Source organism: Aeromonas sp. R7-4 (assembly GCF_040908055.1).
GTDB classification, from domain to species: Bacteria; Pseudomonadota; Gammaproteobacteria; order Enterobacterales; family Aeromonadaceae; genus Aeromonas; species Aeromonas sanarellii.
On the sequence record NZ_JBFODA010000038.1, the window covers coordinates 15,444 to 39,782 of the forward strand.

Sequence of the window (24,339 nt, forward strand, 5' to 3'; positions counted from 1 at the left end):
CGTTGATGTCTATTAAGTCTCACGAACTGCTCGATAGAGCAACGACCACTGTTTATGCACTAACCATAATGTTTGCCTTCTGTGGGCTGTTTCTGGTCCCTCCTGGCCAGAGCATTCTCTCCAACTTGCTGGTGGTGTCGGGTCTCTTTGGCCTGTTGAACTACTTTGTTGGAGGAAACAAGGATGTATTCTTTATCGATCGCCGCCTGATCTGGGTCTTCATATTCTACGCTGCCGTGATCATGCTGAATAGATTGATTCATGGTGACCAATACGGAGTCATGCGAAATTTATTATATGTGGCGGTTTTTTCTTTGGTTATGCCGCGCCATAAAATACTGTTGACTCTGGGGGCCATATCTATCCTGATGGGGGGGGTTGGGTTAGGAGTCTTGAGTGTCTGGCAGCATTTAGATGGTATTGTCAGAGTCGAAGGCTTCACCAATGCAATCCTGTTTTCTCAAGCAGCACTGACATTGGTTATTCTGAATTGGTGCGTATTTGTTAAATCTAGAGGATATCCATTGGTGAAAGTGTTTTCTCTCATTTCACTTGGGTGTTCTGTGCTTGCACTTTATCTTTCACAAAGTCGTGGTGTCTGGTTGGCATTGGGTGTCGTTATTAGTTACCTTGTGCTGTATAAAGCTATTTTCAAACCATGGAAATATAGTGCCATAGCATTACTGTTTATTATGTGTCTTGGTGTGATCTATCATACGAATACACTTGTTCAAAATAGAATTTCTGCTGCAGCATCAGATATAAATCAAATGAGCATGGGTTCTTACGGGTCTTCGTGGGGACTGCGCGTTGTGGCTTGGAAGAGTGCCTGGTTAGGTTTTTTGGATGCACCACTGATAGGTGTGGGCTCGGATGGGTTCAGATCCGTCAAAGAACAGCAGGTGTCGCAAGGACTGATCTCACCCCTAGTATTGGATTCTGCATTGGCTCATGCTCATAACCAGTATATGCAGAATCTGATTATTCGAGGAATTGTGGGTCTATTGGCACTGATTATTTTCATATTCTACCCAATGAAAATTTTCATAGAAAGAAAAGGATGGGGGACGCCATGCGCAGTGATTCCTCTATCCTTTGCCATCAGTGCATTAAGCGATGTGCCTTTTGAACATCAGAACACGTTGTATATATATGTACTGAGCTTGGTGTTCTGCTGGTGTGCGATAGAAATAAAGTATGATAGGGAAAAGAAAATATCATGATTCCAGTTTTCGTGATCAGTTTGGCCAGGAGCCATGATCGACGCGCCTTTATTGAGAAGCACATGAGTAGCCGTGCTGTCGATTTTGTTTTCTTTGATGCCGTTGATGGTAAAAAACTCTCAGAAGATGAGTTGAAAAACGTGGACTTCCCCATGGCCAGACAGTTTTGTGGTCACGATCTGAGTCTGGGGGAAGTTGGGTGTGCCATGAGCCATATCCGTATATATGAGATGATGGTTACCAAGAATATAGAGCGCTGTGTCGTGCTGGAGGATGACATCTATCTGCACAGCCACTTCAAGTCCATAGTGTCGAAGGCCATGTCTGCTTGCCAGTCAGATATTATTTTCTTACACCATGGCAAGGTGAAGTCTTGGCCATGGATGAAGAAGATGCCGGAAGGGTATCGTCTTGCCAAATATATCTCCCCGAGCCGGAACTCCAAGCGAGGCATCATATCGACAGCAGGATATATCTTGACTCTGTCTGGCGCCAAGAAGCTGCTGAGCAAGGCCTACCCCATTCGGATGCCATCCGATTATCTGACGGGCCGCTTGCAACTCAACGGTCTGACGGCATCGGGTGTTGAGCCTTGCTGTATGGATGTCGGCCTGTTTGATACCACGATTGACGATCGTAATTATGGTCATCATACCGACAGCAAAGGGGTGTGATGGTGATCGGCTATATGCAACTGTTGCGTGATCGGGTGCGCAGAGCCCTGGGCATCCTTTTTTTTGACAAGAAGATGCCACTCGGTATCCAGGGGGAGATCAATCATATCTTGGTGGTCCGCTGGGATGCCAAGCTGGGGGATTCCTTCATCTCCTCCTTCTTCTTTCGGGAGATAAAAAAGCTGCCGGGGAGCAAGAGGGTGACCGTTATCACGACCCCAGCCCTTGCCAGCTTGTATCGGGACTGTTTCGGGGTGGACGAAGTCATCGAGATCAACAAGCGACCCAGCTATGGCGCCATCAAGGAGATGGCCTCTTCCATCCCCCATGTCGATCTGGTGATACATCTCGCCGAGGGGATGAAGATGAAGGATCTCTATCTCCTGCACAGGCTCTCTCCCAACAATGTTGCCTCCCTCGACGACGGCATTGGGCGTGTGAATATCAAGCTGTCCAAGGCGACGGCTGATCTGCTGTTCCAGGATAAATATCGCTACCTGTTGTCACTGCTGGGGGCGAAAGAGGTGGATCAGCAGTACATCATCCCAGTGGTAGGGAAGGAGAATGTGACCTCGTCCTGCGACGATCTCGTCCTCATCAACCCCTTCGGCAGCACTCAGTACAAGTCCTTCTCGCACGACAAGATGGTTGAGCTGCTGAAGGCTTTGGGGGAGGAGTTCGCCACCTGTCGCTTTGGGGTACTCTCCTCACCCGCGACCTATGCTGCGGCGAAGGCCATGGTGAATTCCTGTTCGACGAGTAACGTGATGCTGGTGGAAGGCGTGAAGACGATCGATGATGCCATCTACTGTGTGCAGCAGGCGAGGGCAGTGCTGTCGGTGGACACCGCCATAGTGCACATCGCCGTCGGGCTGGAGAAGCCGCTGGTGGCCATCTATCCGCGCCACGGCGAAGTCTTCAACCAGTGGCTGCCGACCATCACACCGCGGGTCCGGATCCTGTTCAGCGATTCCCCTGGCCTGAATGCCGACATGAACAATGTCGATGACCGGGCCGTCTGCGAGACGCTAGCTAGTCTGCTGTCCGTGACTGAGCAAGCAGAGCGGCTAGCCGCTGAATAACCAACTTTGGTGTAATTGAGCGGAACAGTGCTTCATCGAAGAAGTCCTTCTCCTGGGTTGGCAGCTGGAAATCCTCTCCCTTGGCATCGAAGATATCGATGGCTTGATAACGGGGGTGGTTCACCGGGTTGGCGATGATCTTGTCGCCGCCCGGGGCCACTATGGTCAGCAGCGGCAGGCCGATGGCCTGGGCCATGTGCCGCGGGCCTGTGTCGTTGCCGACGAAGAGCTGGCAGTGGGCGAAGAGGCCGACCAGTTCCCGCACCGAGCGGGTCTGGACATAGTCAAACACGTCAGCCTGCAGCGTGGCGGGCAATAGCGGCTTCAGGCTGCGGTTGTACCCCTCTTCCCCCGGACCACAATAGATCAGGATCTGGGCGTTGTGCTCCTCGATGAGCCAGCGTGCCACCTCGGCGAAGCAGTCGATGGGCCAGCGCTTGTAGTGGCCCAGGGAGTTGACGCCCATGGCGATCAGCGGACGGGTCGGGTCTACGCCGGCCTCCAGCAGGGTGTCTCGTCCCCGCCGTTTCTCCTCGTCGCTCAGCCAGAGATAGTAGTTGCGGTCTTCCCTGGCGAGGCCGAGGGGCTTGAGCAGGGAGAATCTGTCGTCCACCAGGGTGCTGTTGCCCTGGTGCTCGGTGTCGTGGCGAAAGCGTACGATGCGATTGTGGCCGAGCCGCCAGGGGAAGGAATCGAACCCTATCCGCAGTGTTGCCCCTGAGATGAGGCAGGTCAGCAGCCCTATCATCTGACCCTGGCTGTTGATCACCACGTCGTAGCGTTCGCGGCGAATGTCCAGCAACAGGTCCTTCATGTAGCGCCACTCGTTGCGGCGTGCTCTCTCGATGACGATCAACCGATCGATGTTGGGGTTACCCTGTGCCATGCCGGCGCAGTAATCCATGACCAGATAGTGAACTTCCCCGGCAGGATCGTGCTGCTTGAGGTTGTTGCACAGTGCGGTGGAGATCAGCACATCTCCTATCTGTTTGGTTTGTACTACCAGGTATTTCATGGAAAGGGCTTCAATCGAGGTCTTTGTTGAACGACAGCACAACAGCATATCCTACTCGACTGACAGATGCTGCCGCGATGGTGTGAAAATCCGATCCTGCGCACTGCGAATCGGCGTGGATCTCCCGTGATACTGGCCGATCGTGGGGGAAGATCACCGGGATGGCATGGCCGAACCGGCGCGGGTCAAGGCCGATTGGCGGGTGCCACTGCCGAACGGGCTGGCGCAGGGGTGAAGGTCGCCGCGGTCATCACCCAGGGTCGGGCTGTCGGCCTCACCCTGGCCTGGCTCTGAGCGGGACCACTGGCGAGCCCCATTTTTCTGGATAGACTTTGAAGGCCGGTGCACTATCCAAGGAGAATGAGCATGGGTACGCAGACGCCGGATTTCGAGCTCGAAGACGAGTGGGAGCCGGAATCCTGGGAAGACGAGCTGGAGGAGCTGGATGACGAGAGCTGGCAGGACTATGACCCTCTCGACGATCAGTGACTCCCTGTAACGCCTGCGGGCGGGCCCGGTGCCCGCCCGATTTTTTTGTGAGGCTGGTGCATCGCCCTTGGTGGGAAGGCGGCGGGCTGGTTAGAATGAACTGCTCAAATGGCGCTGTACGAGGCAGGACCCTCAGCAGGCCGCGGCTCAACAACGATTCCAACGACGCCAAGGATGATTATGCGCCCACTCGTCATCATGCTCTGTGCCACCCTGCTCGGGGGCTGTGTCTCCAACTCGGACGATCCCTGTGAAAAGCTGTGGAGCGACGTGGGGGAGGCCGACGGCAAGCTCGGCTTTGCCGGCGACAGGGTGGCCTTCCACCAGACCCAGTGCGGGGACAAGGTGGATGTCGCCCTCTGGGAGCAGGGCCGCCAGAAGGGGCTGGCCTGGTATTGCCGCCCCGAGCACCTCTATCTGGCCGGGCGGTCGGGGGAGGAGTATCTCGGTGTCTGTCCCAACGACGTGCAGGCCCGTCGCCTGTTCGAACAGGGTCGCCACGGCTGGACCGATCAATAGGGCGCGGCCCGCCCTGCCTTGCCCTCAGACCCCGCAGAAACGGGGACCTATTCCTCCTTGTTCTTCAGCCGCAGCGGCTGACACAGGTAGTCCTTATCATTGGCGCAGCGGGCACACTTGCCGCACACGAACTTGGGTTTGCGCAGGATCTTGCGCAGCGCCTTGAGGTCGGTGGGGATCTCGTGGCGGCGCCACTCACACAACGTCTTGTGGCCCATGGCGATGACGTCCTCGACAGTGAATGTAACGGGTGGGGGCGCGGGAGTCCGGCCCCGTCAGGGGCCTTACTGATACAGGTACTTGGTGAAGATGAGCTCGCGTACCGCCTTCTTGCCGGTCTCCTTGACCAGCAGCTCGTTGACCCTGGCCTCGCACTCCTTGCGCAGCTCTTCCCGGCTCACCAGGGACTTGATCTGGGCGCCTGTCTTGCTGCCTATCAGGCGGATGATGGCGTCGCGGATCAGGGGATCATGTTGCTCCAGCAACTTGAGATCGGCGGCATTCTCGGCCATCAGCTCCACCGTCACTCGCACATAGCCCAGGGTTTTGCCATCACCAAGGTAGTTGGTGATGATATCCGGATCCAGCGCATGATAGGCGAAGCCTGGCTGGACGGCGGAGGAGGCCGGATCGGCAGCCGCGTCCTCGCTGGCGAAGGCCGGCATGCTCAACAGGGGGAAACTCAGGAATAACACCAGCAGAAATCTGAAGATCTTCATCTAGATGGCTCGGCAGCGACGGATGCCCCATTTTTGATGCTGTCATCGGGGCCGTCAAGCACGGATGTTCTTACAATTCGTCATTGATTTACGGATAATAAACCGGATTTTAACCTGACAACGGAAATCTCCGGATGGTGAAGCTGTGAAGTCCGAGTTGACTGTTCCCCTCGTCCAGCTCGTCCCGTGGCGGGCCCCCGCGGAGTGTGAGCCCCCCGAGGCGCTGCGCCCCTGGTTGCTGGAGGCCAACTCCATGACCCGGCGCCTGCGGCGCTACAATCGCCACCTGTCGGTGCAGCTGCTCGGCAATCGCAGCGTGTCGCTGGGGCTGGACGAGCAGGCGCTGGTGGCGGTGCAGGATCCCGTGGGGATCTGCCGCGAGGTGATCCTGCATGGCGATGGCGGGCCCGCCATCCTGGGCTGGACCCTGTTCGCCGAGGCGGCGCTGCAGGGCGGCGGTCTGCAGGATCTGGGAGAGCAGCCGCTGGGGGAGCGCATCTTCGGCGACCTGCCGGTGCGGCGGGATCACCTGCAACTGGCCTGCTTCGAGATCGCGAACAATCCCTGGTGCCCGGCCGCCACCGTCTGGGGGCGCCGCTCCCGTCTCTATCTGGGGCAGTGGCCCTTGTTGGTCCACGAACTCTTCCTGCCCTCGCTGTCGTCCGACGGGCTGCCATCGAATAAGGAGCTGGCGTGAAGCTGTTAACCAAGGAGCGGGGACTGGCCTATGTGCAGTTGGCCCGCATCGACAAGCCCATCGGCACCCTGCTGCTGCTGTGGCCGACCCTGTGGGCGCTATGCCTGGCGGCTGGCGGCCTGCCGGATCCCTGGATCCTGACGGTGTTCGTGGTGGGCGTCTTCCTGATGCGCTCGGCCGGCTGCGTCATCAATGACTATGCGGATCGCAATTTCGATGGCCACGTGAAGCGTACCGCCGGGCGGCCGCTGCCCATGGGGCGGGTCGCCGAGCGGGAGGTGCTGATCCTGTTCGCCGTGCTGGCGCTCGTCTCGTTCGCCCTGGTGCTGACCCTGAATCCGCTTACCATAGGGCTGTCGTTCGCCGGCCTGCTGCTGGCGGTCTGCTATCCCTTCATGAAGCGGTTCATCCCCATTCCTCAGCTGGTGCTCGGGATGGCGTTCTCCTGGTCCATCCCCATGGCCTATGCAGCCCAGGCCAACGCCCTGCCACCGGTCGCCTGGCTGCTGTTTCTCGCGAATCTGCTCTGGACCATCGCCTACGACACCGAGTACGCCATGGTGGACAGGGACGACGACCTCAAGCTCGGCCTCAAGTCGAGCGCCATCCTGTTCGGCCGTCACGACAAGCGGATCATCGGTGCCCTGCAACTGGCGACCCTGCTGATCCTGCTGGGGGTGGGCCAGCTGATGACGCTCGGTTCGGGCTACTACTGGGGGCTGCTGGGGGCCGCGGCCCTGTTCGTCTATCAGCAGCGGCTGATCCGGGAGCGGGCGCGGGAAGCCTGCTTCCAGGCCTTCCTCAACAACAACTACGTGGGGGCTCTGGTGCTGCTCGGTGTGGTTGCCCACTACCTGTGAGAGCGTCTCCCGATGAGATGAAAAAGGCCGCATGATGCGGCCTTTTTGCTGGTTGCTCCTCAGAGCCGGTTGCCCGCCTGTATGGTGCGGCGGATCTTGTTGCTGAGCAGCGGCACTATGTTGTCCGCCAGCGCCTGGAAGCGGCCGAGATCCGGCTTGCAGCCGGTGTCGAGATAACCTTCGCTGCGCAGGGTGTGGATCAGGGTGCTGAACAGCTTGGGGTCGAAGAACTCGGGGGCGTTGATGCCATGCAGGGTGCCGAGGCGCTCTGCCATCATCAGACCGTCTGCCTCCAGCTGCTCCGCCTCGATGCGGGGCTGGGCCAGCACCCGGGTCAGTACTATGGCGTAGCGTTGCAGGGTCTCCTGGATGCTCTCCGCCAGCAGCAGCAGGCGGGTCTGGTTGTCCGGGTTGACCCAGAAGCCGCCGTCGCGCGCCTCGATCAGCTGCTGGCGCTGCAGCTCGCCCAGCAGGGCGTCGACCAGCTCGGGCAGCGCCTCCTCTTCATGACGCAGGAACAGTTCCGTCTTGAGCAGCGGGTAGATGTCGACGCAGCGGGCGACGATCTCGTTGCGGGAGATCCCCTCGCACCGCTCGATCAGCGCGGCCACCAGGGAGGGCATGGCAAACAGGTGCAGGATGTTGTTGCGGTAGTAGGTGAGCAGGATCGCCTGATAACGGTCCAGGCTGATGATCTGGCCCAGCTTGTCCTCGGTCACCTCGAACTTGTTGAGCTCCATCGCCTGATCTAGCAGGGTGGCGGCGTCCTCGGCCGGCATGGTGCTGTTCGGGCTGTAGGGCACCTGCTTGAGCAGGTCCAGATAGGTGTTGAGCTGGGCCTGCAGCTCGTCCCGGGTCAGGGCGTGGCGCTCGGCGGCCAGCAGCGCCAGGGCGCTCAGGGTCAGACCGTTGACGGCGGCGGCATCGTTGATGCGGGTCATCATCAGCTCGGCCAACTGGTTGACGGTGGGCGCCATCCACTGGGGGCGCTCCTCCTTGCCGATGTGGGCCTTCCACTCCGGGACCTGCTCGTTGAGGTAGCCGTTGAGGGTCAGCGGCTCGCCGAAGTTGACGAAGCCGCGGCCATAGTTGCGCAGCTTGCGCAGTATGCCGAGCACCTGCAGGAAGCTCTCCTTCTCCTTGCGGCTGCCCTTTAGCTCGTTGTGGTAGGTGTTCACCTCCATCACGTGCTCGTAGCCGAGGTAGACAGGGACCAGGGTGACCGGTCTGTCCAGCCCGCGCATCATGGCCTGCAGGGTCATGGCCAGCATGCCGGTCTTGGGCGGCAGCAGGCGGCCGGTGCGCGAGCGCCCCCCCTCGGTGAAGAACTCCACCGAGTAGCCCTTGGCGAACAACAGGTTGAGGTATTCACGGAAAACCGTGCTGTAGAGCGGGTTGCCCTTGAAGGTGCGGCGGATGAAGAAGGCACCGCCGTGGCGGAAGATGGGGCCCGCCGGCCAGAAGTTGAGGTTGATGCCCGCCGCTATGTGAGGCGGCACCATGCCCTGGTGATAGATGACGTAGGAGAGCAGCAGATAGTCCATGTGGCTGCGATGGCAGGGCACGTAGACGATCTCGTGCCCTTCCTGGGCCAGCTGACGCACCTTCTCGGCGCCGTTGACCGAGAGGCCGCGGTAGAGCTTGTTCCACAGCCAGCCGAGGAAGCTCTCGCCGAGGCGGATCAGCCGGTAGGAGAAGTCGGAGGCGATCTCGTCCATGTAGCCGTGGGCGCGCTTCTGCGCCTTCTCCAGGCTGATGCCTTCCCGTCTGGCCTCTTCCTCTATGGCCTGCTGGATCACGCTGGAATCCAGCAGCTGTTTGAACAGCAGGTTGCGGTTCGGCAGCTTGGGGCCGGTGGCGGCGAGCTGCTGGCGGCTGAAGTGGGTGCGGGCGACCCGGGCCAGCTTGTGGGCGATGGCCTCGTCGGTGCCGTGCTTGTCCGCCATGTGACGCAGAGAGAGCGGCGGGGAGAAGCGCACCAGGTTCTCGCGCCCCTTTAGGATCACGATCAGCGCCTTCTTCAGGCGGTTCGGTGCCAGGCTGCTGATGATGTTCCAGCCGGAGGCCTCTTCCCCCTCGCGGCCCGGTGCACGGCCCCAGAACAGGGTGACGGGCACCACCTGGATGTCCAGGGCCGGATCCTGCTTGTGCAAGTCCAGCAGCTGGTGGAACTCCTGCAGGAAGGGGAGCGGCTTGTTGCGGGCACCGAACAGAGGAGGTGGACGATCCAGACAGACGTAGCGCGGCAGCAGCTGGCCGTTCAGCTCCAGCGGCGTGAAGGGGCCGGGCAGGCCGAGGTCCTCGCAGCACTGCTGCAGCGTCATCAGGTCGGTGATAGAGCTGGTTTTCAGGGCGTAGACGATGGGTCTGGCCGGATCCAGCTTGAGCTCGGTGATGGGATTTTCCGGCAGGCTCTTGTGATTGACCAAGCCGCTGACCGGCCATTGCAGGATGGCTCTGGAAATCTTCTGTCCAAGGGACATGTGCGTCTGCTCTCCAAAAAAATGCGGCGTGAGCATAGCAAATCACCGGCGGCTTGTCGCCGAGAGGTACGATGAGTCCCAAGGAGGCGCGCGAGGGAGCCCCATTTTGCGACAAGGCGGGGACAAATGTCAGCAACGCCTTGCCTTGGCCACAGCACTGTATATACTGCCAGTGTGCTGTATAAAAAGACAGGTGCCCATGCTATGAAACCCCTTACCCCCCGCCAGGCCGAAGTGCTGGAGCTTATCAAGGCGAACATGAACGAGACCGGCATGCCGCCGACTCGCGCCGAGATCGCCCAGAAGCTTGGCTTCAAGTCGGCCAACGCGGCCGAGGAACATCTGAAGGCCCTGGCCAAAAAGGGGGTCATCGAGATCATGCCGGGAACCTCCCGCGGCATCCGCCTACTGCTCGAAGAAGAAGAGGCCTTGCCGGAAGAGAGCGGCCTGCCGCTCATCGGCAAGGTGGCCGCCGGCGAGCCCATCCTGGCCCAGGAGCACATCGAGAGCCACTACCAGGTGGATCCCGCCCTGTTCCATCCACGGGCAGACTTCCTGCTGCGGGTGCAGGGCATGAGCATGAAGAACATCGGCATCATGGACGGGGATCTGCTGGCGGTGCACAAGACCCAGGAGGTGCGCAACGGCCAGGTGGTGGTGGCGCGGCTCGATGAGGACGTCACCGTCAAGCGCTTCCAGCGCAAGGGCAGCCAGGTATGGCTGCTGCCCGAGAACGAGGAACTTTCCCCCATCGAGGTGGATCTCGCCAGCCAGCACCTCACCATCGAGGGGCTGGCGGTCGGCGTCATTCGCAACGCCGACTGGATGTAAGCCTCCGGCATGACGAAGGGGCCTCCTGCGGGAGGCCCCTTCGTTTTGGCCCCCGTCTCCGTCATCCCGCCTCGTGGCCCATCCCCGCCATCCTGCTGCCGTCGTCCGTCGCAAATAGTCCCGCCACAGACAGCGCATTTCGGATATATCCTTTGATAAGGCTCGCACCCTCATGGTCACCGCCATGGCGGCGAGAGCGCCCCACCGGCCAGCTGGACGGCTTTGCAGGGATGCATCACCGCCGGGGCTGTGTGGAAGAAGGGAGAGTCGTCAGCAGTTGGACGACTCGTACAGTCAGTACGCGACGGTGGTTGGCTTGCCTCCCGATGGCAGTAACACTGATCGGCGTGGCCTGTTGAGCAAGGAGGACAGGTATGGCTTCAAGCTCGCCGTGGGATCCGGTGCCGGCCGCAGCGCCCGCATCCTCCATCACCCGATTCATCAAGGGCAGTCGGATGACGTGGTTCTATGCGCTCTGGGTCTATCACAAGGGAGATGGCTGGACCGTCTGGCTGGGGTGTCCCAAAGACAAGATCGTCCGCCTGGTTCGTCTGTTTCGCCGTCACCACGACATCGGCTTGCCGGATGCGCCCTGGACGGCGCCCGTGATCCCGTTGCACGCATCCATCAGACGTGCCCAGCCGCAGCGCAGGCTGCGACCCTGATCCCGGCCGATACGAGCCCCGCCCCGAGCGGGGCTCTTGCTTTCCAGCGCCCACTGCATCCTGGTGCCCCTGCGGCCCTCCATCCGGACGAAGGGGTAGCCAGAAACGGGGCGGGGCGGGTTACAATGACTCTTCCCAGGCGCAGCTCCTGGGCTGATTATAAATACAAGGGTTTGTTTCATATGGTTAAACCACGCTTTTCCCTGCTGCTGTTGCTCTTCATCGTCAGCATCATGGCCGCCTATTACTGGAGCCAGCCTCCCTTGCCGGAGCAGGCCGACTACTATCCGACGGCGCGGGACATCAACCCCTTCACCCTCACCGACGGGGATGAACAACCCTTTACTCCCGCCAATCTGACGGGACACTGGACCTTCCTGTTCCTCGGCTACACCTATTGCCCCGACATCTGTCCGACCACGCTGGCGGACCTGCGCGCCGTCTACCCCGGCTTGAAGAAGATCGCCCCCAACAGCCAGGTGGTGTTCATCTCGGCGGATCCCCAGCGGGATGACAGTGCCCGTCTCAAGAGCTACACCGCCTTCTTCGAGCCCGAGTTCAAGGCGGCGACCGCGCCCCACAGCGCCCTGTTCCCCCTGGTGCGCAACCTGGGCCTGGTCTATTCCATCGTGGAGAGCGAACGCAAGGATTACCTGATAGACCATTCGGCCTCGATCGTGCTGATCAACCCGGCGGGCAAGCTGGTGGCCCTGTTCCGTCCCAAGGTGGCGCCGGGGGAAGTGCCCCGCGTTGACATGCAGGCCATGGTCGCCGACTTCGCACGCATAGTGCGGCTGGCCGACGAGTGATCCCGCAGCCTCCATCCTGCTCATGCCCATGCCACCCTGGTTGAGGGATCCCGGCCGCCACAGGGCCGTCTTTGCCCTGGCGCTGCCCATGGTGTTCTCCAATGTCACCACTCCCTTGCTGGGGCTGGTGGACACCTGGGTGATCGGTCATCTCGGTGAGGCCTGGTTCCTCGGCGGCGTCTCGGTCGGCGCTACCCTCATCAACCTCCTCTTCTGGTTGCTGGGCTTTCTGCGCATGTCTACCACGGGCCTGACCGCCCAGGCCCAGGGAGCCGCCAATGCCGAGGGGCAGCTCGATACCCTGGCCCGTGCCCTGGGGCTGGCGATCGGCCTGGGGCTGGTACTCCTGCTGCTGTTGCTGCCGTTCCTGCCGGCCATCATCGCCCTGGGCGGGGGGTCGGCGGAGGTACAGGCCCATGCCGGGGACTATGTGTCGGTGCGGATCTGGAGCGCCCCGGCGGCGCTGTGCAACCTGGTGATCATGGGCTGGCTGCTGGGCATGCAGGATGCGCGCAGCCCCATGCTGCTGCTGATCCTGGGCAACCTCGTCAACATGGGGCTGGATGCCTGGTTCGTGCTGGGGCTGGGCTGGCAGGTGAAGGGGGTGGCCGCCGCCTCCCTGCTGGCCGACTACAGCGCGCTGGCGGTGGGGCTCTGGCTGGCGAGCCGCCATCTGCGCCGTCTCTCTCCCGGGGTCTGGCAGCATGCCTGGCAGCGCTGGTCTCAGTGGCCGGCCTTGCTGCGGCTGCTCGCCCTGAACCGGGACATCTTCATCCGCTCCCTCTGCCTGCAGCTCTGCTTTGCCTTCATGACCCTGCAGGGGGCCAGGCTGGGGGATGTGGCCGTGGCGGCCAATGCGGTGCTGCTCAACTTCCTGATGCTCATCTCCTACGGGCTGGACGGCTTCGCCTACGCGGTGGAGGCCATGGTGGGGCGCGCCATCGGGCGGCGGGACCGGCAGGGACTGCGGGAGGCCATCATCCTCAACCTGGGCTGGGCCCTGCTGATCGCGCTGGGCTTCACCCTGTCGTTTGCCTGTGGGGGAGGGATGCTCATCCGCCATATCACCGACCTGCCGGCGGTGATCGCCGATGCCCACCGCCAGCTGCCCTGGCTGGTGGCCATGCCGCTGCTGGCGGTCTGGTGTTTCCTGCTGGACGGGGTCTTTATCGGGGCCACCCGGGCCCGGGAGATGCGCAACAGCATGCTGGTGGCGGTGTTCGCCGGATTCTTTCCAATCTGGTGGCTCTGCCAGGCGTGGGGTGTCGCCGCCCTGTGGGCTGCCATGAGCGCCCTGATGGTCGGGCGGGGCCTGACTCTCGGCTGGCTCTGCTGGCAACTGGAACGGGATGGCCGCCTGCTGACGGGGCTGAGGGCCAGGGGGGCGGCCTGATTTCTGGTTCCGTCCGGTTGGGTCAGGCCGAGCCCGCGTAGTCGAACTGGCGCCAGCTCTCGTAGACGAACACCGCCACCGCGTTGGCCAGGTTCATGCTGCGGCTCTGGGGCAGCATGGGGATGCGCAGCCGCTGCTCGAACGGCAGGCTTTCGATGATCTCCATGGGCAGGCCGCGGCTCTCGGGCCCGAACAGCAGGGCATCGCCTGCGGCAAACTGCACTGCCGAATGGGCGGTGCGTCCCTTGGTGGTACAGGCGAACACCCGCTTGGGGGCGACGGCGGCCAGAAACGCCTCATAGTCAGGCCAGCGCTTCACCTCGGCGAACTCGTGATAGTCGAGTCCGGCCCGCTTCACCCGCTTGTCATCCCACGCAAAACCCAGGGGCTCTATCAGGTGCAGCCGGTAACCGGTATTGGCACAGAGGCGGATGATATTGCCGGTATTGGGCGGGATTTCCGGTTGGTAGAGCACGATGTCGAGCATGGCGGGATCCTGGGGTGGTGCGAAATGGGCGCCAGCATACCCAGCGCCCGTGTCGATGAAAAGAGGGTCGGTCAGGCGATGGGCAGGCGGATGGTGATGACCAGGCCGCTCGGGTGGTTGCTGCCGGCCCGGATGGTGCCGCCATGGCGCGCGATCGCCTCGGCGGCGATGGCGAGGCCGAGGCCGGTGCCGCCGGTCTTGGCATTGCGGGCGTCGTCGACCCGGAAGAAGGGCAGGAACAGCCGGGGTTGCTGCTCCACCGGCACGCCGGGGCCGTCGTCCCGAATCGTCATCACCCACTCCCGTCCCTCCCGATACCACTCCACCTTGATGAACTCGCGGGCGTACTTGAGCGCATTGCGCAGCGGGTTCTCCAGGGCGCGCGCCAGCAACTCAGGCCACATGGCGAGGGACTCGGTCGGCAGGGGGGGCAGCCTGAGCTGCTTACCGTTCTGGTTCGCCTCGAACATGGCGTCGTCCAGGATGGGTTCCAGCAGATCCGCCAGCGGCAGGGTCACCGGGGCCTCCACGTGCTGCTGCACCCGCGACAGATCCAGCAGATCCCCGATCAGCTTGTCGAGCCGGCCTATCTCTCCCTCAATCCGGGCCAGCTCGGCGCTGTCGCCCTGCTTGCGGCGGATCAGCGCCTGCGCCAGCTGGATGCGGGTGAGGGGGCTGCGCAGTTCGTGGGAGATGTCGGAGAGCAGCTGTTTCTGCTTCTGGATCATGTCCTTGAGGGTGTCGACCATGTGGCTGACATGCTCTGCCAGCTGGCCGATCTCGTCCTTGCGGCCGAGGTTGGGGATCTGCATCTCCAGGTTGCCCTGGGCCAGCTGTGAGACCGACTGCTGCAGCTCCAGGATGGGGCGGGTCAGCCGCCAGGCCAGCAGCAGGCAGAGCGGAGTGCTGACCAGCATGGCGATGCCGAGGATCTGGATGGGGTGATCCAGGATCTGGATGAAGAGGAACAGGTAGGAGTTTTCGACGTTGAGGCCGAAGTAGACGTGATAGGCCTGGCCGTGATGGATCATCTGGAAGGGACCCGCGATGGCGCGTTGATGCTCGCTGCCCAGCATGGGCTTGGCCGGGTTGTCCGAGTCGAGCATGAAGCGGATCACGAACTTGCTCAGCCGGGTGCTGGACTGTATCTGCCCCTTGGCATCGCGCAGATAGATGTTGTCCACCGGCAGCAGGCCGGCGGCATCGATGGCCTTGGCCAGATCGAAGTCCTGGTCGGGATCCGCTCCCTTCTGCAGCGCCGCCAGATTGTTGTTGAGGCGGGTGACCTCGTGGGCCGGCAGCGGAATGATGTTGCGGGGATCCAGGGTGGGCAGTATCACCACGGCCGCCACCACCAGCAGCAGCATGAACCAGAACCAGAGAAAGATCTGGGTGGAGAGGCCGTTGAAGGTGCGGGCCGTTTTCATGCCTGTTCCAGCCACAGGTATCCCCGGCCACGAACCGTCTTGAAGCGGGGCTGGCCATCGGTGCGCTCCGGCAGCTTCTTGCGCAGGTTGCTCAGGTGCATGTCGATGGCCCGGTCGAAGGGTTCCAGCTTCTTGCCGAGCACCTGCTCGGAGAGCAGGCTCTTGCTGACGATCTGGCCCGGATTGCGCAGCAGGCACTCCAGCAGGCCGAATTCGGTGGCGGTCAGCTCCAGCAGCTGATCGTTGCAGCGGGCCTGTTGCAGGCCGGGTTGCAGCACCAGATCCATGAATCTCAGCTCTTCCGGGCTGTTGCCCCGCTGGGGCTGGCTACTCTGGGTGCGGCGCAGGATGGCGCGTACCCTGGCCAGCAGCTCCCTGTCGTCGAACGGCTTGGCCAGGTAGTCGTCGGCCCCGGCCTCGAGGCCGTTGACCCGATCCTGGCTGTCGCCGCGCGCGGTCAGCATCAGCACCGGGGTGTCGTGGGTCTTGCGCAGCCGGGTCAGCATGGCGAAGCCGTTGAGCCTGGGCATCATCACGTCCAGCAGCACCAGGTCGAAGGGCTGTTCACCCAGCCGCGCCAATCCCTCTTCCCCATCCTCGGCCACGGTCACCTGAAAGCCTTCCAGGGTCAGGATTTCGGTCAGCAACTGGGTCAGTTCGAGATCGTCGTCGACCAGGAGTATTTTGTTCATCCGGGAGCCACTCTGTTGATTTTGCGCGCCAAACTGATGTCAGGGTCAGGGTATAATAAGTTTTTACGCGTCGGAGGAAAGCCGGTTTTGAGCCACCAACAATATTCCCGCTGGGTCACCCTGGCCAGCATGGCGGCGGTCGTCACCGCCACCCTGCTCATTCTGGGCAAGCTGATCGCCTGGCTGATGACGGACTCCTCCAGCCTGCTGGCATCCCTGACCGATTCCTTCATGGACGTCAGCGCCTCCATCATCAATCTGGTGGCCATCCGCTATGCCATGGCGCCGGCCGACGCGGAGCACAGATTCGGCCACGGCAAGGCGGAATCGCTGGCGGGCCTGGTCCAGTCGGCCTTCATCTCGGGTTCCGCTCTGCTGCTGATGATGCACGGCATCTCGTCGATGCTGAACCAGGTGCCCGTGGTGCGCCTGGAGGCGGGCATCTGGGTCAGCGTCGGCTCCATCGTGCTGACCCTGCTGCTGGTCAGCTTCCAGAGCCTGGTCATCCGCAAGACCAACAGCGTGGCCATCAAGGCCGACATGCTGCACTACCGTTCCGATCTGCTGCTCAACAGCGGCGTGCTGCTGGCACTGGTGCTGGCGGGGCAGGGATGGTATTGGGCCGACGGCCTGTTTGCCATCCTGATCGGTCTGTTCCTGGTGTGGGGCGCCGTGCATATTGGCTACGAATCGGTGCAGGCCCTGCTCGATCGTCAGTTGCCAGAGGAGGAACAAGCGAGAATAATGGCCCTCTGCTGTGCCGTAGAGGGGGTGCATGGCGTACATGATCTGCGTACCCGCCAATCCGGGCCGACCCGCTTCGTGCAGTTGCATCTGGAACTGGATGACCAACTGCCCCTGGTCAGGGCCCATCAGATAGCCGACGAGGCTGAACTGGCCGTCCGCCAGGCCTTCGAGCGGATGGATGTGATCATTCACATGGACCCCATCTCGGTGCTGACAAAAGAACGACAAAGCACTCACCCTGAACAACAGTAGGCTCAACATGGATGATCTGGTCGCCCGCACGTGGCGAAAAATTCAGCAGGAAGCGCAGAGCATGACGGCCCAGGAGCCCATGCTGGCCAGCTTCTTCCATTCCACCATTCTTAACCACCGGGACCTGCGCTCGGCGCTGAGTTTCCAGCTCGCCAACAAGCTCGACAGCACCACCATGCCGGCCATCGCCCTGCGCGAAGTGATCGAGCTGGCCCTGCGCAGCGAACCCGAGCTGCTGGCGGCGGTGGCCGCCGACATCTGCGCCGTACAGGAGCGCGACCCGGCGGTCGACCTCTTCTCCACGCCCTTGCTCTATCTCAAGGGATTCCATGCCCTGCAGGGCTACCGGGTCGCCAACTGGCTGTGGCGCCAGGGTCGTCGTGCCCTGGCACTCTATCTGCAAAACCAGATCTCCGTGGTGTTCGGGGTCGACGTGCACCCGGCCGCCCGCATCGGCAAGGGCATCATGTTTGACCACGCCACCGGCATCGTTGTCGGGGAGACCGCGGTCATCGAGAACGACGTCTCCATCCTGCAGAGCGTGACCCTGGGGGGGACCGGTAAGGAGAGCGGCGATCGCCATCCCAAGATCCGGGAAGGGGTGATGATAGGGGCGGGGGCCAAGGTGCTCGGCAACATAGAGGTGGGCGTCGGCGCCAAGATAGGGGCCGGCAGCGTGGTGATCAACCCAGTGCCTCCCCACACCACGGTCGCCGGCGTGCCTGCCAAGATCGTGGGCCGGCCTGAATGTGACAAGCCCTCCTTCGACATGAACCAGAACATTTAGGGAACCATGGCCAAGCGCTGGTCAGGCTATCTGATCCTGGGGATGTGGCTGCTCAACCTGCTCCATCTCTATCTGGACTTCTCTCCCTGGCCGGCGGCCATCGCGGCCTGGGCCGCCTCCCTGCTCACCTGGCCCTGGCTGGTGGGGGCCGCGAGGCGGCAGGCCCTGGCGCTCTACGGGGCGGCGCTGCTGCTGCTGATCTTCTCCTGGTGGCGGGGGGCCGTCCTCAGGCCAGGGGACTGGCTGCTGCCCAACATCAACATGCTCACCATGTTCGCGGCCGTCAGCACCCTCAACCTCGCGACCTCCGGGCTGCTGACGGGAACCACCTCCTGGCCCGGCCGCAAGGGGCTGTGGAGCACCATGGCCAGCCTCAATCTGCTCGGTGCCGTCATCAACCTCTCGGTGCTCTTCATCATCGGCGATCGGCTGGAGCGCAACGGCACCCTTGAACGACGCCAGGTCATGGTGCTGAGCCGGATCTTCTGCGCCGCGGCCTTCTGGTCCCCCTTCTTCGTCGCCATGGCGGTGGCGCTGACTTACTCACCCGGGCTGCAACTGGGCAGCATACTGCCCTTCGGTATCCTGGCCGCCCTGCTGGCCATGGGGCTGACGGCCTGGCAGGTGGAGCGACTCGGGGTGGCGGACTTCGAGGGTTACCCGCTGCGGTTGCAGACCCTGGGGTTGCCGGTGACTTTGGCACTGCTGGTCATGCTGATCCATCAGCTCCGGCCCGGGCTCAGCATACTGGCGGTGATCGCGCTGGTGGCGCCCCTGCTGGCCCTGCTGTTCATGCCCCACGCCGGACGGGGGACAGCACTCAAGCGGCAGGTGGTGGAGCGTTTCCCGGCCATCGGTGGCCAGCTTGTGCTGTTTCTGGGAGCGGGCTTGCTGGCGGCGGGCATCAACAGCGCGCTGTCGGTGCTGGATTTTGGCGGCGGCCACGGCCTGCCGCTGTTCAACCACTTCGGCTGGCTGGAGGCCAGCCTGACCCTGCTGCTGATCTTCATGGTGGCCATCGTCGGGGTGCACCCTCTCATCAGCATCTCCGGCGTGGCCCCTCTGCTGTGGCCACTGTCGCCGGACCCCAGCCTGCTCGGCATGTGCTTCCTGCTCGGATGGGGACTGGCTACCGGCACCAGCCCGCTCTCCGGCTCCAACCTGGCGTTGGCATCCCGCTACAACCTGAGCGCCGGGCTCCTGCTGCGCTGGAACCTGCTCTACGGTCTGCTGATGTACGGCGTTGCCTGCCTGTTGCTGGGGGGCTTCATCGCTCTGCACGGCTGATACCGGCACAGTGCATGGCCTCAGGGCCGGGCGTGCAGCGCCTGCGAGAAAAACCGACGCATATTTAGGCAATACAGGCCCGCAGGGTGCAATTTGCAACGCGCTGGCTTGTTTGTGCCGAGCGCATCAGGGTATGCTGGCTTCACGCGCTTGAATCGCCCCTGTGGGGCATCGCAATTGAACATACAGGTATGCATATGTCACTAGAAGTCCTTGAGCAACTCGAATCCAAAGTACAATCCGCCGTCGACAACATCTCCCTGCTGAAGATGGAGCTGGACGAGCTGAAAGAGCAGAACAGCAAGCTGCAAGACGAGAACCATCAGCTGCGCAACGAGCACGTCGCCTGGCAAGAGCGTCTGCGTGCCCTGCTGGGCAAGATGGACCAGATGGGCGATGCCATCTGATCCCGTCTCTGCCGACAGGAATGAAAACGGGCCGCTCCTTGAGCGGCCCGTTTGTGTTATGGCTTGGGGTCACATGGCGAGCAACTGCCTGACCGTCTTCTCGATACCATCGGCCGCCTCGACGATGTTCTGCGCCAGCATATAGGCGGGGGTGGAGATCACCTTGCGTTCCTGATCCACCACGAACTCGCTCACCGGGCAGTTGAGGTGGCTGCCCCCCATAGCCTCGATGGCGCTGGCGGCCCCCTCGTCACGGCCTATGGTGGCCAGGGTGCCGGTACCATAGATGAGCGGGATCATGGCCGGGGCGATGCAGATATAGGCCGCCGGCTTGCCGGCCCTGGCAAAGCTCTGGCACGCCTTGAGCACGTCCGGCTGGATGCGGCACTCGGCTCCCTTGATGGCGAAGTCGCACAGGTTCTTGGCGGCACCGAAGCCGCCAGGCACCAGCAGGGCGTCGAAGTCGGCCGCATCCAGCTCGGCCACATCCCGGATCTGGCCGCGGCAGATGCGGGCGGCCTCGACCAGCACGTTGCGGCTTTCCCCCTCGCTGACCTCGCCGGTCAGGTGGTTGATGACATGCAACTGCGCGACGTTCGGGGCGAAGCATTGAACCGTTGCTCCCTGACGGGCCAGTGCCAGCAGGCTGATCACGGCCTCGTGAATTTCCGATCCGTCGAACACGCCACAGCCACTCAAGATCACGGCCACTTTTTTCATGGCAGACTCCTCGTTGTTGAAAATGTGAGCCAGGGTCAATTGTTGTACTTTTGTATGGTTATCGTTCGACCTCCGCTGGTCAAGTCATCTCGCTGTGCTAGGATTGTTTCGTTTTGGATCCTGCCTCATCACCCCCCCTGAATTTTTTTCCACATTGATCGAGATCATGATGGCTGCATCATGGTGTGTTTTGTCGATCTCAAGTTAATGTTTTAAAACATATTTTTATGAACAATCCACAGGTTTGTCACGAAGCTTGTGCCGAAGAGCCATTTTTGAACACAGAGTTATCCACAGGTGGCGATCTGGTTGATGGCACTAGGGGGAGAGAGGCAGCCCCTTGGTGTGGTGCTGGCCCTGTGGCATCCTAGCGGCTGTTTATTTTTGGCAGGACGATTTCATGGCCTCTAGCAACCCCCTTATCCTGGTCGACGGCTCTTCATATCTTTACCGCGCCTTCTTTGCCTCCCAGCAGGCCGATCTGCGCACCTCGACCGGGCTGCCTAGCGGCGCCGTCCGTGTCATGGCCAACATGATGCGCAGTCTTCGCAAGCAATACCCCGACAGCCACGTGGCCGTGGTGTTCGACGCCAAGGGCAAGACCTTCCGCGACGACATCTATCCCGAGTACAAGGCAACCCGCGCCAGCATGCCGGACGATCTGCGCAGCCAGGTCGCCCCCATCCACCAGATGATCAAGGCGATGGGCTTCCCCTTCCTGATGGTGGAAGGGGTGGAGGCCGACGACGTCATCGGCACCCTGGCCCGCCAGGCGACCGAGAAACAGCTGCCGGTGCTCATCAGCACGGGGGACAAGGACATGGCGCAGCTGGTCTCCGACCATGTCACCCTGATCGACACCATGAAGGACGTGAAGACCGATCGGGAAGGGGTGATCGAGAAGTTCGGCGTGCCGCCCGAGCTCATCATCGACTACCTGGCCCTGATGGGGGACAAGGTGGACAACATCCCCGGCATGACCGGCGTCGGCGAGAAGACGGCGCTGGCGCTGCTGCAGGGGATCGGCAGCATAGACCAGATCGCCGCCAACCTCGACAAGGTGGCTGCGCTCGGCTTCCGTGGCTCCAAGGCGTTTGCCGACAAGTTCCGCGAGCAGGAGCAGCAGGTGCGCCTCTCCTATGTGCTGGCCACCATCAAGACCGACGTCGAGCTGGAGCAGAGCCTGGAAGAGTTGGAGCTCGGCCCCATCGACAAGGAGGCCCTGCTGGCGGTCTACCGCGAGTACGAGCTGCGCAACCTGATAAAAGAATTGGAGTCCGGCAGCGAGGAGAGCGGAGCCGAAGGTGATGAGGAAGGCACCGCCCCGGTAGCCGCCATCGAAACCGACTACCGCTGCATCCTGGACGAGGCCGAATTCGATGAGTGGCTGGCCCATCTGCAGGCGGCGTCGCTGTTTGCCTTCGATACCGAGACCACCAGTCTCGACTATATGGAGGCGCGCGTCGTTGGCGTCTCTTTCGCGATCGAGCCGGGCAAGGCGGCCTACGTTCCCTTCGGCCACGACTATCTGGGGGCGCCGGTGCAGCTGACCGAGGCCGTGGTGCTCGGCAAGCTCAAGCCATTGCTGGAAGATCCGGCCCGACTCAAGGTGGGGCAGAACCTCAAGTATGATCGCAACGTGCTGCTCAACCATGGCATCGAGCTGCAGGGCATCGCCTACGACACCATGCTCGAGTCCTATGTGCTCAACTCCACTGCCAGCCGCCACGACATGGACTCGCTGGCCCGCAGGTATCTGAATGTCGAGACCATCTCGTTCGAAGATATTGCCGGCAAGGGGGTCAAGCAGCTCACTTTCAACCAGATCGAGCTGGAGCAGGCGGCTCCTTACGCGGCGGAAGATGCCGACATCACTCTGCGCCTGCATCAGGCGTTGTGGGGCAAGCTCTCTGCCGAGCCGGGCCTCGCCAGGGTATTCAGCGAGATCGAGTTGCCCCTGCTGCCGGTACTGGCAAGGATGGAGCGACTCGGGACCACTATCGAGCCCAGGTTGCTGCACCAGCAGAGCCAGGAGATCGAAGTGCGTCTGGCAGAGCTGGAGAAGCAGGCCCACGAGCTGGCCGGGCAGGAGTTCAATCTCTCCTCGCCCAAGCAGCTAGGGGAGATCCTGTTTACCAAGCTGGGGCTGCCTGTCATCAAGAAGACGCCGAAAGGGGCCCCTTCCACCGCGGAAGAGGTGCTAGCCGAGCTGGCGGAGACCTATGAACTGCCACAACTGCTGATGGAGCACCGTGGGCTGGCCAAGCTCAAGTCCACCTACACCGACAAGCTGCCGCTGATGATCAAGCCGCAGACCGGGCGGGTGCACACCTCCTATCATCAGGCGGTGGCAGCGACCGGTCGACTCTCGTCCACCGATCCCAACCTGCAGAACATCCCGGTGCGCAACGAACAGGGGCGCCGCATTCGGCAGGCCTTCATCCCGTGCGCCGGTTACAAGCTGGTGGCGGCGGACTACTCCCAGATCGAGCTGCGCATCATGGCGCACCTCTCCGGTGACAAGGGGTTGCTGACGGCGTTTGCCGAGGGCAAGGACATTCACAAGGCGACCGCCGCCGAGGTGTTCGGGGTGGCGCTCGAGGGGGTGACCAGCGACATGCGCCGCAGCGCCAAGGCGATCAACTTCGGCCTCATCTACGGCATGAGCGCCTTCGGTCTGGCCAAGCAGCTGGGGATCGGTCGCGCCGAGGCGCAGAAGTACATGGATCTCTACTTCGAACGCTACCCGGGTGTGCTGGAGTACATGGAGCGCACCCGCCAGCAGGCGGATGCTCAGGGCTATGTCGAAACCCTGTTTGGTCGCCGCCTCTATCTGCCGGATATCAAGTCCCGCAACGCCGGTCTGCGCAAGGCCGCCGAACGGGCCGCCATCAACGCCCCCATGCAGGGTACGGCTGCAGACATCATCAAGCGCGCCATGATCGCCGTCGATGGCTGGATCCGCGGGATTGAAGACCAGTCGATCCGCATGCTGATGCAGGTGCACGATGAACTGGTGTTCGAGATCCGCGAGGAGAAGCTGGAGGAGTACATCGCCATCATCAAGGAGAAGATGTCAGCCGCAGCCGAACTGCATGTACCGCTGGTGGTGGAAGCGGGTACCGGTGACAACTGGGATCAGGCCCACTGACCCTGCTTGACGGTTATATAGCTATATAAGGAGCGAAGCCCGGCATCATGCCGGGCTTCCTGTTTCTACCGATCCTATAAGGTCTCTTGCAGATATTCGTCCTTGAGCAGCACATAATTGTCGGCCGAGGTTTTGAGGAAGGCTATCTCGGCGGGCTTGAGGGGGCGAGCTTGCTTGATGGGGTTACCCATATAGAGGAAGCCGGACTCGAGCCGCTTGCCCGGGGGCACCAGGCTGCCGGCACCTATCATCACATCATCCTCGACCACGGCCCCGTCCAGCAGGATGGCCCCCATACCGACCAGCACCCGATTGCCTATGGTGCAACCATGCAGCATCGCCTTGTGGCCGACCGTGACATCCTCGCCGATCAAGAGCGGATAGCCGCCGGGGTTGCTGGCACTCTTGCGGGTCAGGTGCAGCACGGTACCGTCCTGAATGTTGCTGCGGGCGCCGATGCGGATATGGTTCACATCCCCCCGTGCCGCCACCATGGGCCAGATGCTGGCATCGTCGCTCAGCTGGATATCCCCCACCAGGGTGGCGCAGGGGTCCACATATACCCGTTTGCCCAGTTGCGGGCGTTTTCCCTTGTAGGGTCTCAGTCGCAAGTCCATCTTGGCCTCCTTGTTTTCGGCCATTCTAGCAATTCGGCGTTGGTTTCTGTGGATAAGTTTGTATAAAAGCTGTGCTTGGAGATGAATAACTAAAAAAGTGCGCTTTTTTGCAATTTTATTGCAGGGGAGGGGTTGCCAGAACGAATTCGCTCCCTATAATGCGCCTCCATCGACAAGGGCAAGCGGCAACGCAGAAAGCCTAAGTCGGTAGCCTCGAAAAGCCTGTGAAAATAAGGCTTGACTCGAGAAGGCGGTTGAGTAGAATGCCACTCCCGCAGCAGCCAAAAGCTGCGTCGCTCTTTAACA

Annotated in this window: 26 protein-coding genes; 16 read left to right on the plus strand and 10 right to left on the minus strand. The window is 61.7% G+C overall.

Going from position 1 to position 24,339, the window contains the following annotated elements:
• The first annotated feature begins 2 nt into the window (after nt 1–2).
• The 3 genes from AB5Y72_RS10235 to AB5Y72_RS10245 are packed head-to-tail and all read left to right on the plus strand — an operon-like array spanning nt 3 to nt 2,979.
• Entirely contained in the window at nt 3–1,223 is a 1,221-nt protein-coding gene (locus AB5Y72_RS10235) for an O-antigen ligase family protein (protein WP_318162266.1), read from the plus strand.
• Nucleotides 1,220–1,897: a glycosyltransferase family 25 protein gene (locus tag AB5Y72_RS10240; RefSeq protein WP_318162265.1), complete on the plus strand. Its 678-nt coding sequence runs from the start codon at nt 1,220–1,222 to the stop codon at nt 1,895–1,897. Before AB5Y72_RS10235 ends, AB5Y72_RS10240 begins: the two co-directional genes overlap by 4 nt.
• The gene (locus AB5Y72_RS10245) at nt 1,897–2,979 is read left to right on the plus strand and encodes a glycosyltransferase family 9 protein (protein ID WP_318162264.1); all 1,083 of its coding nucleotides are present in this window, start codon (nt 1,897–1,899) and stop codon (nt 2,977–2,979) included. Before AB5Y72_RS10240 ends, AB5Y72_RS10245 begins: the two co-directional genes overlap by 1 nt.
• On the opposite strand, the gene AB5Y72_RS10250 is transcribed toward AB5Y72_RS10245, so the two are convergent.
• The gene (locus AB5Y72_RS10250) at nt 2,930–3,994 is read right to left on the minus strand and encodes a glycosyltransferase family 9 protein (RefSeq protein WP_325783673.1); all 1,065 of its coding nucleotides are present in this window, start codon (nt 3,992–3,994) and stop codon (nt 2,930–2,932) included. The genes AB5Y72_RS10245 and AB5Y72_RS10250 overlap by 50 nt on opposite strands.
• 366 nt (nt 3,995–4,360) lie before the next feature.
• On the opposite strand from AB5Y72_RS10250, the gene AB5Y72_RS10255 reads away from it, so the two are divergent.
• Nucleotides 4,361–4,483, plus strand: a complete 123-nt coding sequence (locus tag AB5Y72_RS10255; protein ID WP_084202873.1) for a hypothetical protein — start codon at nt 4,361–4,363, stop codon at nt 4,481–4,483.
• 180 nt (nt 4,484–4,663) lie between these two features.
• Nucleotides 4,664–5,002, plus strand: a complete 339-nt coding sequence (locus tag AB5Y72_RS10260) for a DUF2799 domain-containing protein (protein WP_368198960.1) — start codon at nt 4,664–4,666, stop codon at nt 5,000–5,002.
• Between the two features lie 47 nt (nt 5,003–5,049).
• On the opposite strand, the gene AB5Y72_RS10265 is transcribed toward AB5Y72_RS10260, so the two are convergent.
• Together AB5Y72_RS10265 and AB5Y72_RS10270 are read right to left on the minus strand one after the other, a co-directional pair.
• Entirely contained in the window at nt 5,050–5,220 is a 171-nt protein-coding gene (locus AB5Y72_RS10265) for a hypothetical protein (protein ID WP_084202869.1), read from the minus strand.
• A gap of 66 nt (nt 5,221–5,286) precedes the next feature.
• Nucleotides 5,287–5,721 (minus strand): flagellar basal body-associated protein FliL, encoded by a 435-nt coding sequence (locus tag AB5Y72_RS10270; RefSeq protein ID WP_368198962.1) that lies wholly within the window; start codon nt 5,719–5,721, stop codon nt 5,287–5,289.
• 145 nt (nt 5,722–5,866) lie between these two features.
• Here AB5Y72_RS10270 and AB5Y72_RS10275 point away from each other — a divergent pair, with 145 nt between their 5' ends.
• Both AB5Y72_RS10275 and ubiA read left to right on the plus strand, forming a co-directional pair.
• On the plus strand, nt 5,867–6,418 hold the full coding sequence (locus AB5Y72_RS10275; protein ID WP_368198964.1) for a chorismate lyase: 552 nt from the start codon (nt 5,867–5,869) through the stop codon (nt 6,416–6,418).
• Nucleotides 6,415–7,278 (plus strand): 4-hydroxybenzoate octaprenyltransferase, encoded by an 864-nt coding sequence (gene ubiA / locus AB5Y72_RS10280; protein ID WP_368198965.1) that lies wholly within the window; start codon nt 6,415–6,417, stop codon nt 7,276–7,278. Before AB5Y72_RS10275 ends, ubiA begins: the two co-directional genes overlap by 4 nt.
• Nucleotides 7,279–7,337: 59 nt before the next feature.
• On the opposite strand, the gene plsB is transcribed toward ubiA, so the two are convergent.
• On the minus strand, nt 7,338–9,761 hold the full coding sequence (gene plsB, locus AB5Y72_RS10285; protein WP_368198966.1) for a glycerol-3-phosphate 1-O-acyltransferase PlsB: 2,424 nt from the start codon (nt 9,759–9,761) through the stop codon (nt 7,338–7,340).
• A gap of 204 nt (nt 9,762–9,965) precedes the next feature.
• Here plsB and lexA point away from each other — a divergent pair, with 204 nt between their 5' ends.
• The 4 genes from lexA (at nt 9,966) to AB5Y72_RS10305 (ending at nt 13,459) form a co-directional block, all read left to right on the plus strand.
• Nucleotides 9,966–10,592, plus strand: a complete 627-nt coding sequence (gene lexA, locus AB5Y72_RS10290) for a transcriptional repressor LexA (protein ID WP_042077858.1) — start codon at nt 9,966–9,968, stop codon at nt 10,590–10,592.
• Between the two features lie 374 nt (nt 10,593–10,966).
• Nucleotides 10,967–11,257: a hypothetical protein gene (locus AB5Y72_RS10295; protein ID WP_042077857.1), complete on the plus strand. Its 291-nt coding sequence runs from the start codon at nt 10,967–10,969 to the stop codon at nt 11,255–11,257.
• A gap of 182 nt (nt 11,258–11,439) precedes the next feature.
• Nucleotides 11,440–12,066: an SCO family protein gene (locus AB5Y72_RS10300; protein ID WP_368198967.1), complete on the plus strand. Its 627-nt coding sequence runs from the start codon at nt 11,440–11,442 to the stop codon at nt 12,064–12,066.
• Between the two features lie 22 nt (nt 12,067–12,088).
• The gene (locus AB5Y72_RS10305; protein WP_368198969.1) at nt 12,089–13,459 is read left to right on the plus strand and encodes an MATE family efflux transporter; all 1,371 of its coding nucleotides are present in this window, start codon (nt 12,089–12,091) and stop codon (nt 13,457–13,459) included.
• 22 nt (nt 13,460–13,481) lie between these two features.
• Here AB5Y72_RS10305 and trmL read toward each other — a convergent pair whose 3' ends face one another.
• The 3 genes from trmL to AB5Y72_RS10320 form a co-directional block, all read right to left on the minus strand.
• Complete coding sequence (trmL, locus tag AB5Y72_RS10310; protein WP_042077854.1) at nt 13,482–13,946, minus strand: tRNA (uridine(34)/cytosine(34)/5-carboxymethylaminomethyluridine(34)-2'-O)-methyltransferase TrmL; 465 nt, start codon at nt 13,944–13,946, stop codon at nt 13,482–13,484.
• Nucleotides 13,947–14,017: 71 nt separating this feature from the next.
• Complete coding sequence (locus tag AB5Y72_RS10315) at nt 14,018–15,373, minus strand: ATP-binding protein (protein ID WP_042077853.1); 1,356 nt, start codon at nt 15,371–15,373, stop codon at nt 14,018–14,020.
• On the minus strand, nt 15,370–16,065 hold the full coding sequence (locus AB5Y72_RS10320; RefSeq protein ID WP_216991302.1) for a response regulator: 696 nt from the start codon (nt 16,063–16,065) through the stop codon (nt 15,370–15,372). The genes AB5Y72_RS10315 and AB5Y72_RS10320 overlap by 4 nt, the downstream gene beginning before the upstream one ends.
• Before the next feature lie 87 nt (nt 16,066–16,152).
• On the opposite strand from AB5Y72_RS10320, the gene AB5Y72_RS10325 reads away from it, so the two are divergent.
• From AB5Y72_RS10325 to AB5Y72_RS10340, 4 genes are all read left to right on the plus strand, one after another.
• Entirely contained in the window at nt 16,153–17,064 is a 912-nt protein-coding gene (locus AB5Y72_RS10325; RefSeq protein WP_042077851.1) for a cation diffusion facilitator family transporter, read from the plus strand.
• Between the two features lie 7 nt (nt 17,065–17,071).
• Complete coding sequence (cysE, locus tag AB5Y72_RS10330) at nt 17,072–17,851, plus strand: serine O-acetyltransferase (RefSeq protein ID WP_042077849.1); 780 nt, start codon at nt 17,072–17,074, stop codon at nt 17,849–17,851.
• A gap of 6 nt (nt 17,852–17,857) precedes the next feature.
• The gene (locus AB5Y72_RS10335; protein WP_325783664.1) at nt 17,858–19,138 is read left to right on the plus strand and encodes a hypothetical protein; all 1,281 of its coding nucleotides are present in this window, start codon (nt 17,858–17,860) and stop codon (nt 19,136–19,138) included.
• 197 nt (nt 19,139–19,335) lie between these two features.
• Complete coding sequence (locus AB5Y72_RS10340) at nt 19,336–19,545, plus strand: cell division protein ZapB (protein WP_010672454.1); 210 nt, start codon at nt 19,336–19,338, stop codon at nt 19,543–19,545.
• 69 nt (nt 19,546–19,614) lie between these two features.
• On the opposite strand, the gene elbB is transcribed toward AB5Y72_RS10340, so the two are convergent.
• A complete protein-coding gene (elbB, locus tag AB5Y72_RS10345) occupies nt 19,615–20,265 on the minus strand; it encodes an isoprenoid biosynthesis glyoxalase ElbB (RefSeq protein WP_219143275.1) in 651 nt (216 codons plus the stop codon).
• 400 nt (nt 20,266–20,665) lie between these two features.
• On the opposite strand from elbB, the gene polA reads away from it, so the two are divergent.
• Entirely contained in the window at nt 20,666–23,416 is a 2,751-nt protein-coding gene (polA, locus tag AB5Y72_RS10350) for a DNA polymerase I (protein ID WP_325783663.1), read from the plus strand.
• 74 nt (nt 23,417–23,490) lie between these two features.
• Here the strand turns inward: polA and AB5Y72_RS10355 are convergent, their stop codons facing one another.
• Together AB5Y72_RS10355 and AB5Y72_RS10360 are read right to left on the minus strand one after the other, a co-directional pair.
• Nucleotides 23,491–24,033, minus strand: a complete 543-nt coding sequence (locus AB5Y72_RS10355; RefSeq protein ID WP_042077883.1) for a gamma carbonic anhydrase family protein — start codon at nt 24,031–24,033, stop codon at nt 23,491–23,493.
• Between the two features lie 89 nt (nt 24,034–24,122).
• Nucleotides 24,123–24,339: hypothetical protein (locus AB5Y72_RS10360; RefSeq protein ID WP_368198973.1), on the minus strand; the 217-nt coding region annotated here is incomplete at its 5' end.

Coding starts and splice junctions, on each gene's coding strand:
- AB5Y72_RS10240 (WP_318162265.1), top strand. CDS start 1,220: ATGATTCCAGTTTTCGTGATCAGTTTGGCCAGGAGCCATGATCGACGC.
- AB5Y72_RS10245 (WP_318162264.1), top strand. CDS start 1,897: ATGGTGATCGGCTATATGCAACTGTTGCGTGATCGGGTGCGCAGAGCC.
- AB5Y72_RS10250 (WP_325783673.1), bottom strand. CDS start 3,994: ATGAAATACCTGGTAGTACAAACCAAACAGATAGGAGATGTGCTGATC.
- AB5Y72_RS10255 (WP_084202873.1), top strand. CDS start 4,361: ATGGGTACGCAGACGCCGGATTTCGAGCTCGAAGACGAGTGGGAGCCG.
- AB5Y72_RS10260 (WP_368198960.1), top strand. CDS start 4,664: ATGCGCCCACTCGTCATCATGCTCTGTGCCACCCTGCTCGGGGGCTGT.
- AB5Y72_RS10265 (WP_084202869.1), bottom strand. CDS start 5,220: ATGGGCCACAAGACGTTGTGTGAGTGGCGCCGCCACGAGATCCCCACC.
- AB5Y72_RS10270 (WP_368198962.1), bottom strand. CDS start 5,721: ATGAAGATCTTCAGATTTCTGCTGGTGTTATTCCTGAGTTTCCCCCTG.
- plsB (WP_368198966.1), bottom strand. CDS start 9,761: ATGTCCCTTGGACAGAAGATTTCCAGAGCCATCCTGCAATGGCCGGTC.
- lexA (WP_042077858.1), top strand. CDS start 9,966: ATGAAACCCCTTACCCCCCGCCAGGCCGAAGTGCTGGAGCTTATCAAG.
- AB5Y72_RS10295 (WP_042077857.1), top strand. CDS start 10,967: ATGGCTTCAAGCTCGCCGTGGGATCCGGTGCCGGCCGCAGCGCCCGCA.
- AB5Y72_RS10300 (WP_368198967.1), top strand. CDS start 11,440: ATGGTTAAACCACGCTTTTCCCTGCTGCTGTTGCTCTTCATCGTCAGC.
- AB5Y72_RS10305 (WP_368198969.1), top strand. CDS start 12,089: ATGCCCATGCCACCCTGGTTGAGGGATCCCGGCCGCCACAGGGCCGTC.
- trmL (WP_042077854.1), bottom strand. CDS start 13,946: ATGCTCGACATCGTGCTCTACCAACCGGAAATCCCGCCCAATACCGGC.
- AB5Y72_RS10315 (WP_042077853.1), bottom strand. CDS start 15,373: ATGAAAACGGCCCGCACCTTCAACGGCCTCTCCACCCAGATCTTTCTC.
- AB5Y72_RS10320 (WP_216991302.1), bottom strand. CDS start 16,065: ATGAACAAAATACTCCTGGTCGACGACGATCTCGAACTGACCCAGTTG.
- cysE (WP_042077849.1), top strand. CDS start 17,072: ATGGATGATCTGGTCGCCCGCACGTGGCGAAAAATTCAGCAGGAAGCG.
- AB5Y72_RS10335 (WP_325783664.1), top strand. CDS start 17,858: ATGGCCAAGCGCTGGTCAGGCTATCTGATCCTGGGGATGTGGCTGCTC.
- AB5Y72_RS10340 (WP_010672454.1), top strand. CDS start 19,336: ATGTCACTAGAAGTCCTTGAGCAACTCGAATCCAAAGTACAATCCGCC.
- elbB (WP_219143275.1), bottom strand. CDS start 20,265: ATGAAAAAAGTGGCCGTGATCTTGAGTGGCTGTGGCGTGTTCGACGGA.
- polA (WP_325783663.1), top strand. CDS start 20,666: ATGGCCTCTAGCAACCCCCTTATCCTGGTCGACGGCTCTTCATATCTT.
- AB5Y72_RS10355 (WP_042077883.1), bottom strand. CDS start 24,033: ATGGACTTGCGACTGAGACCCTACAAGGGAAAACGCCCGCAACTGGGC.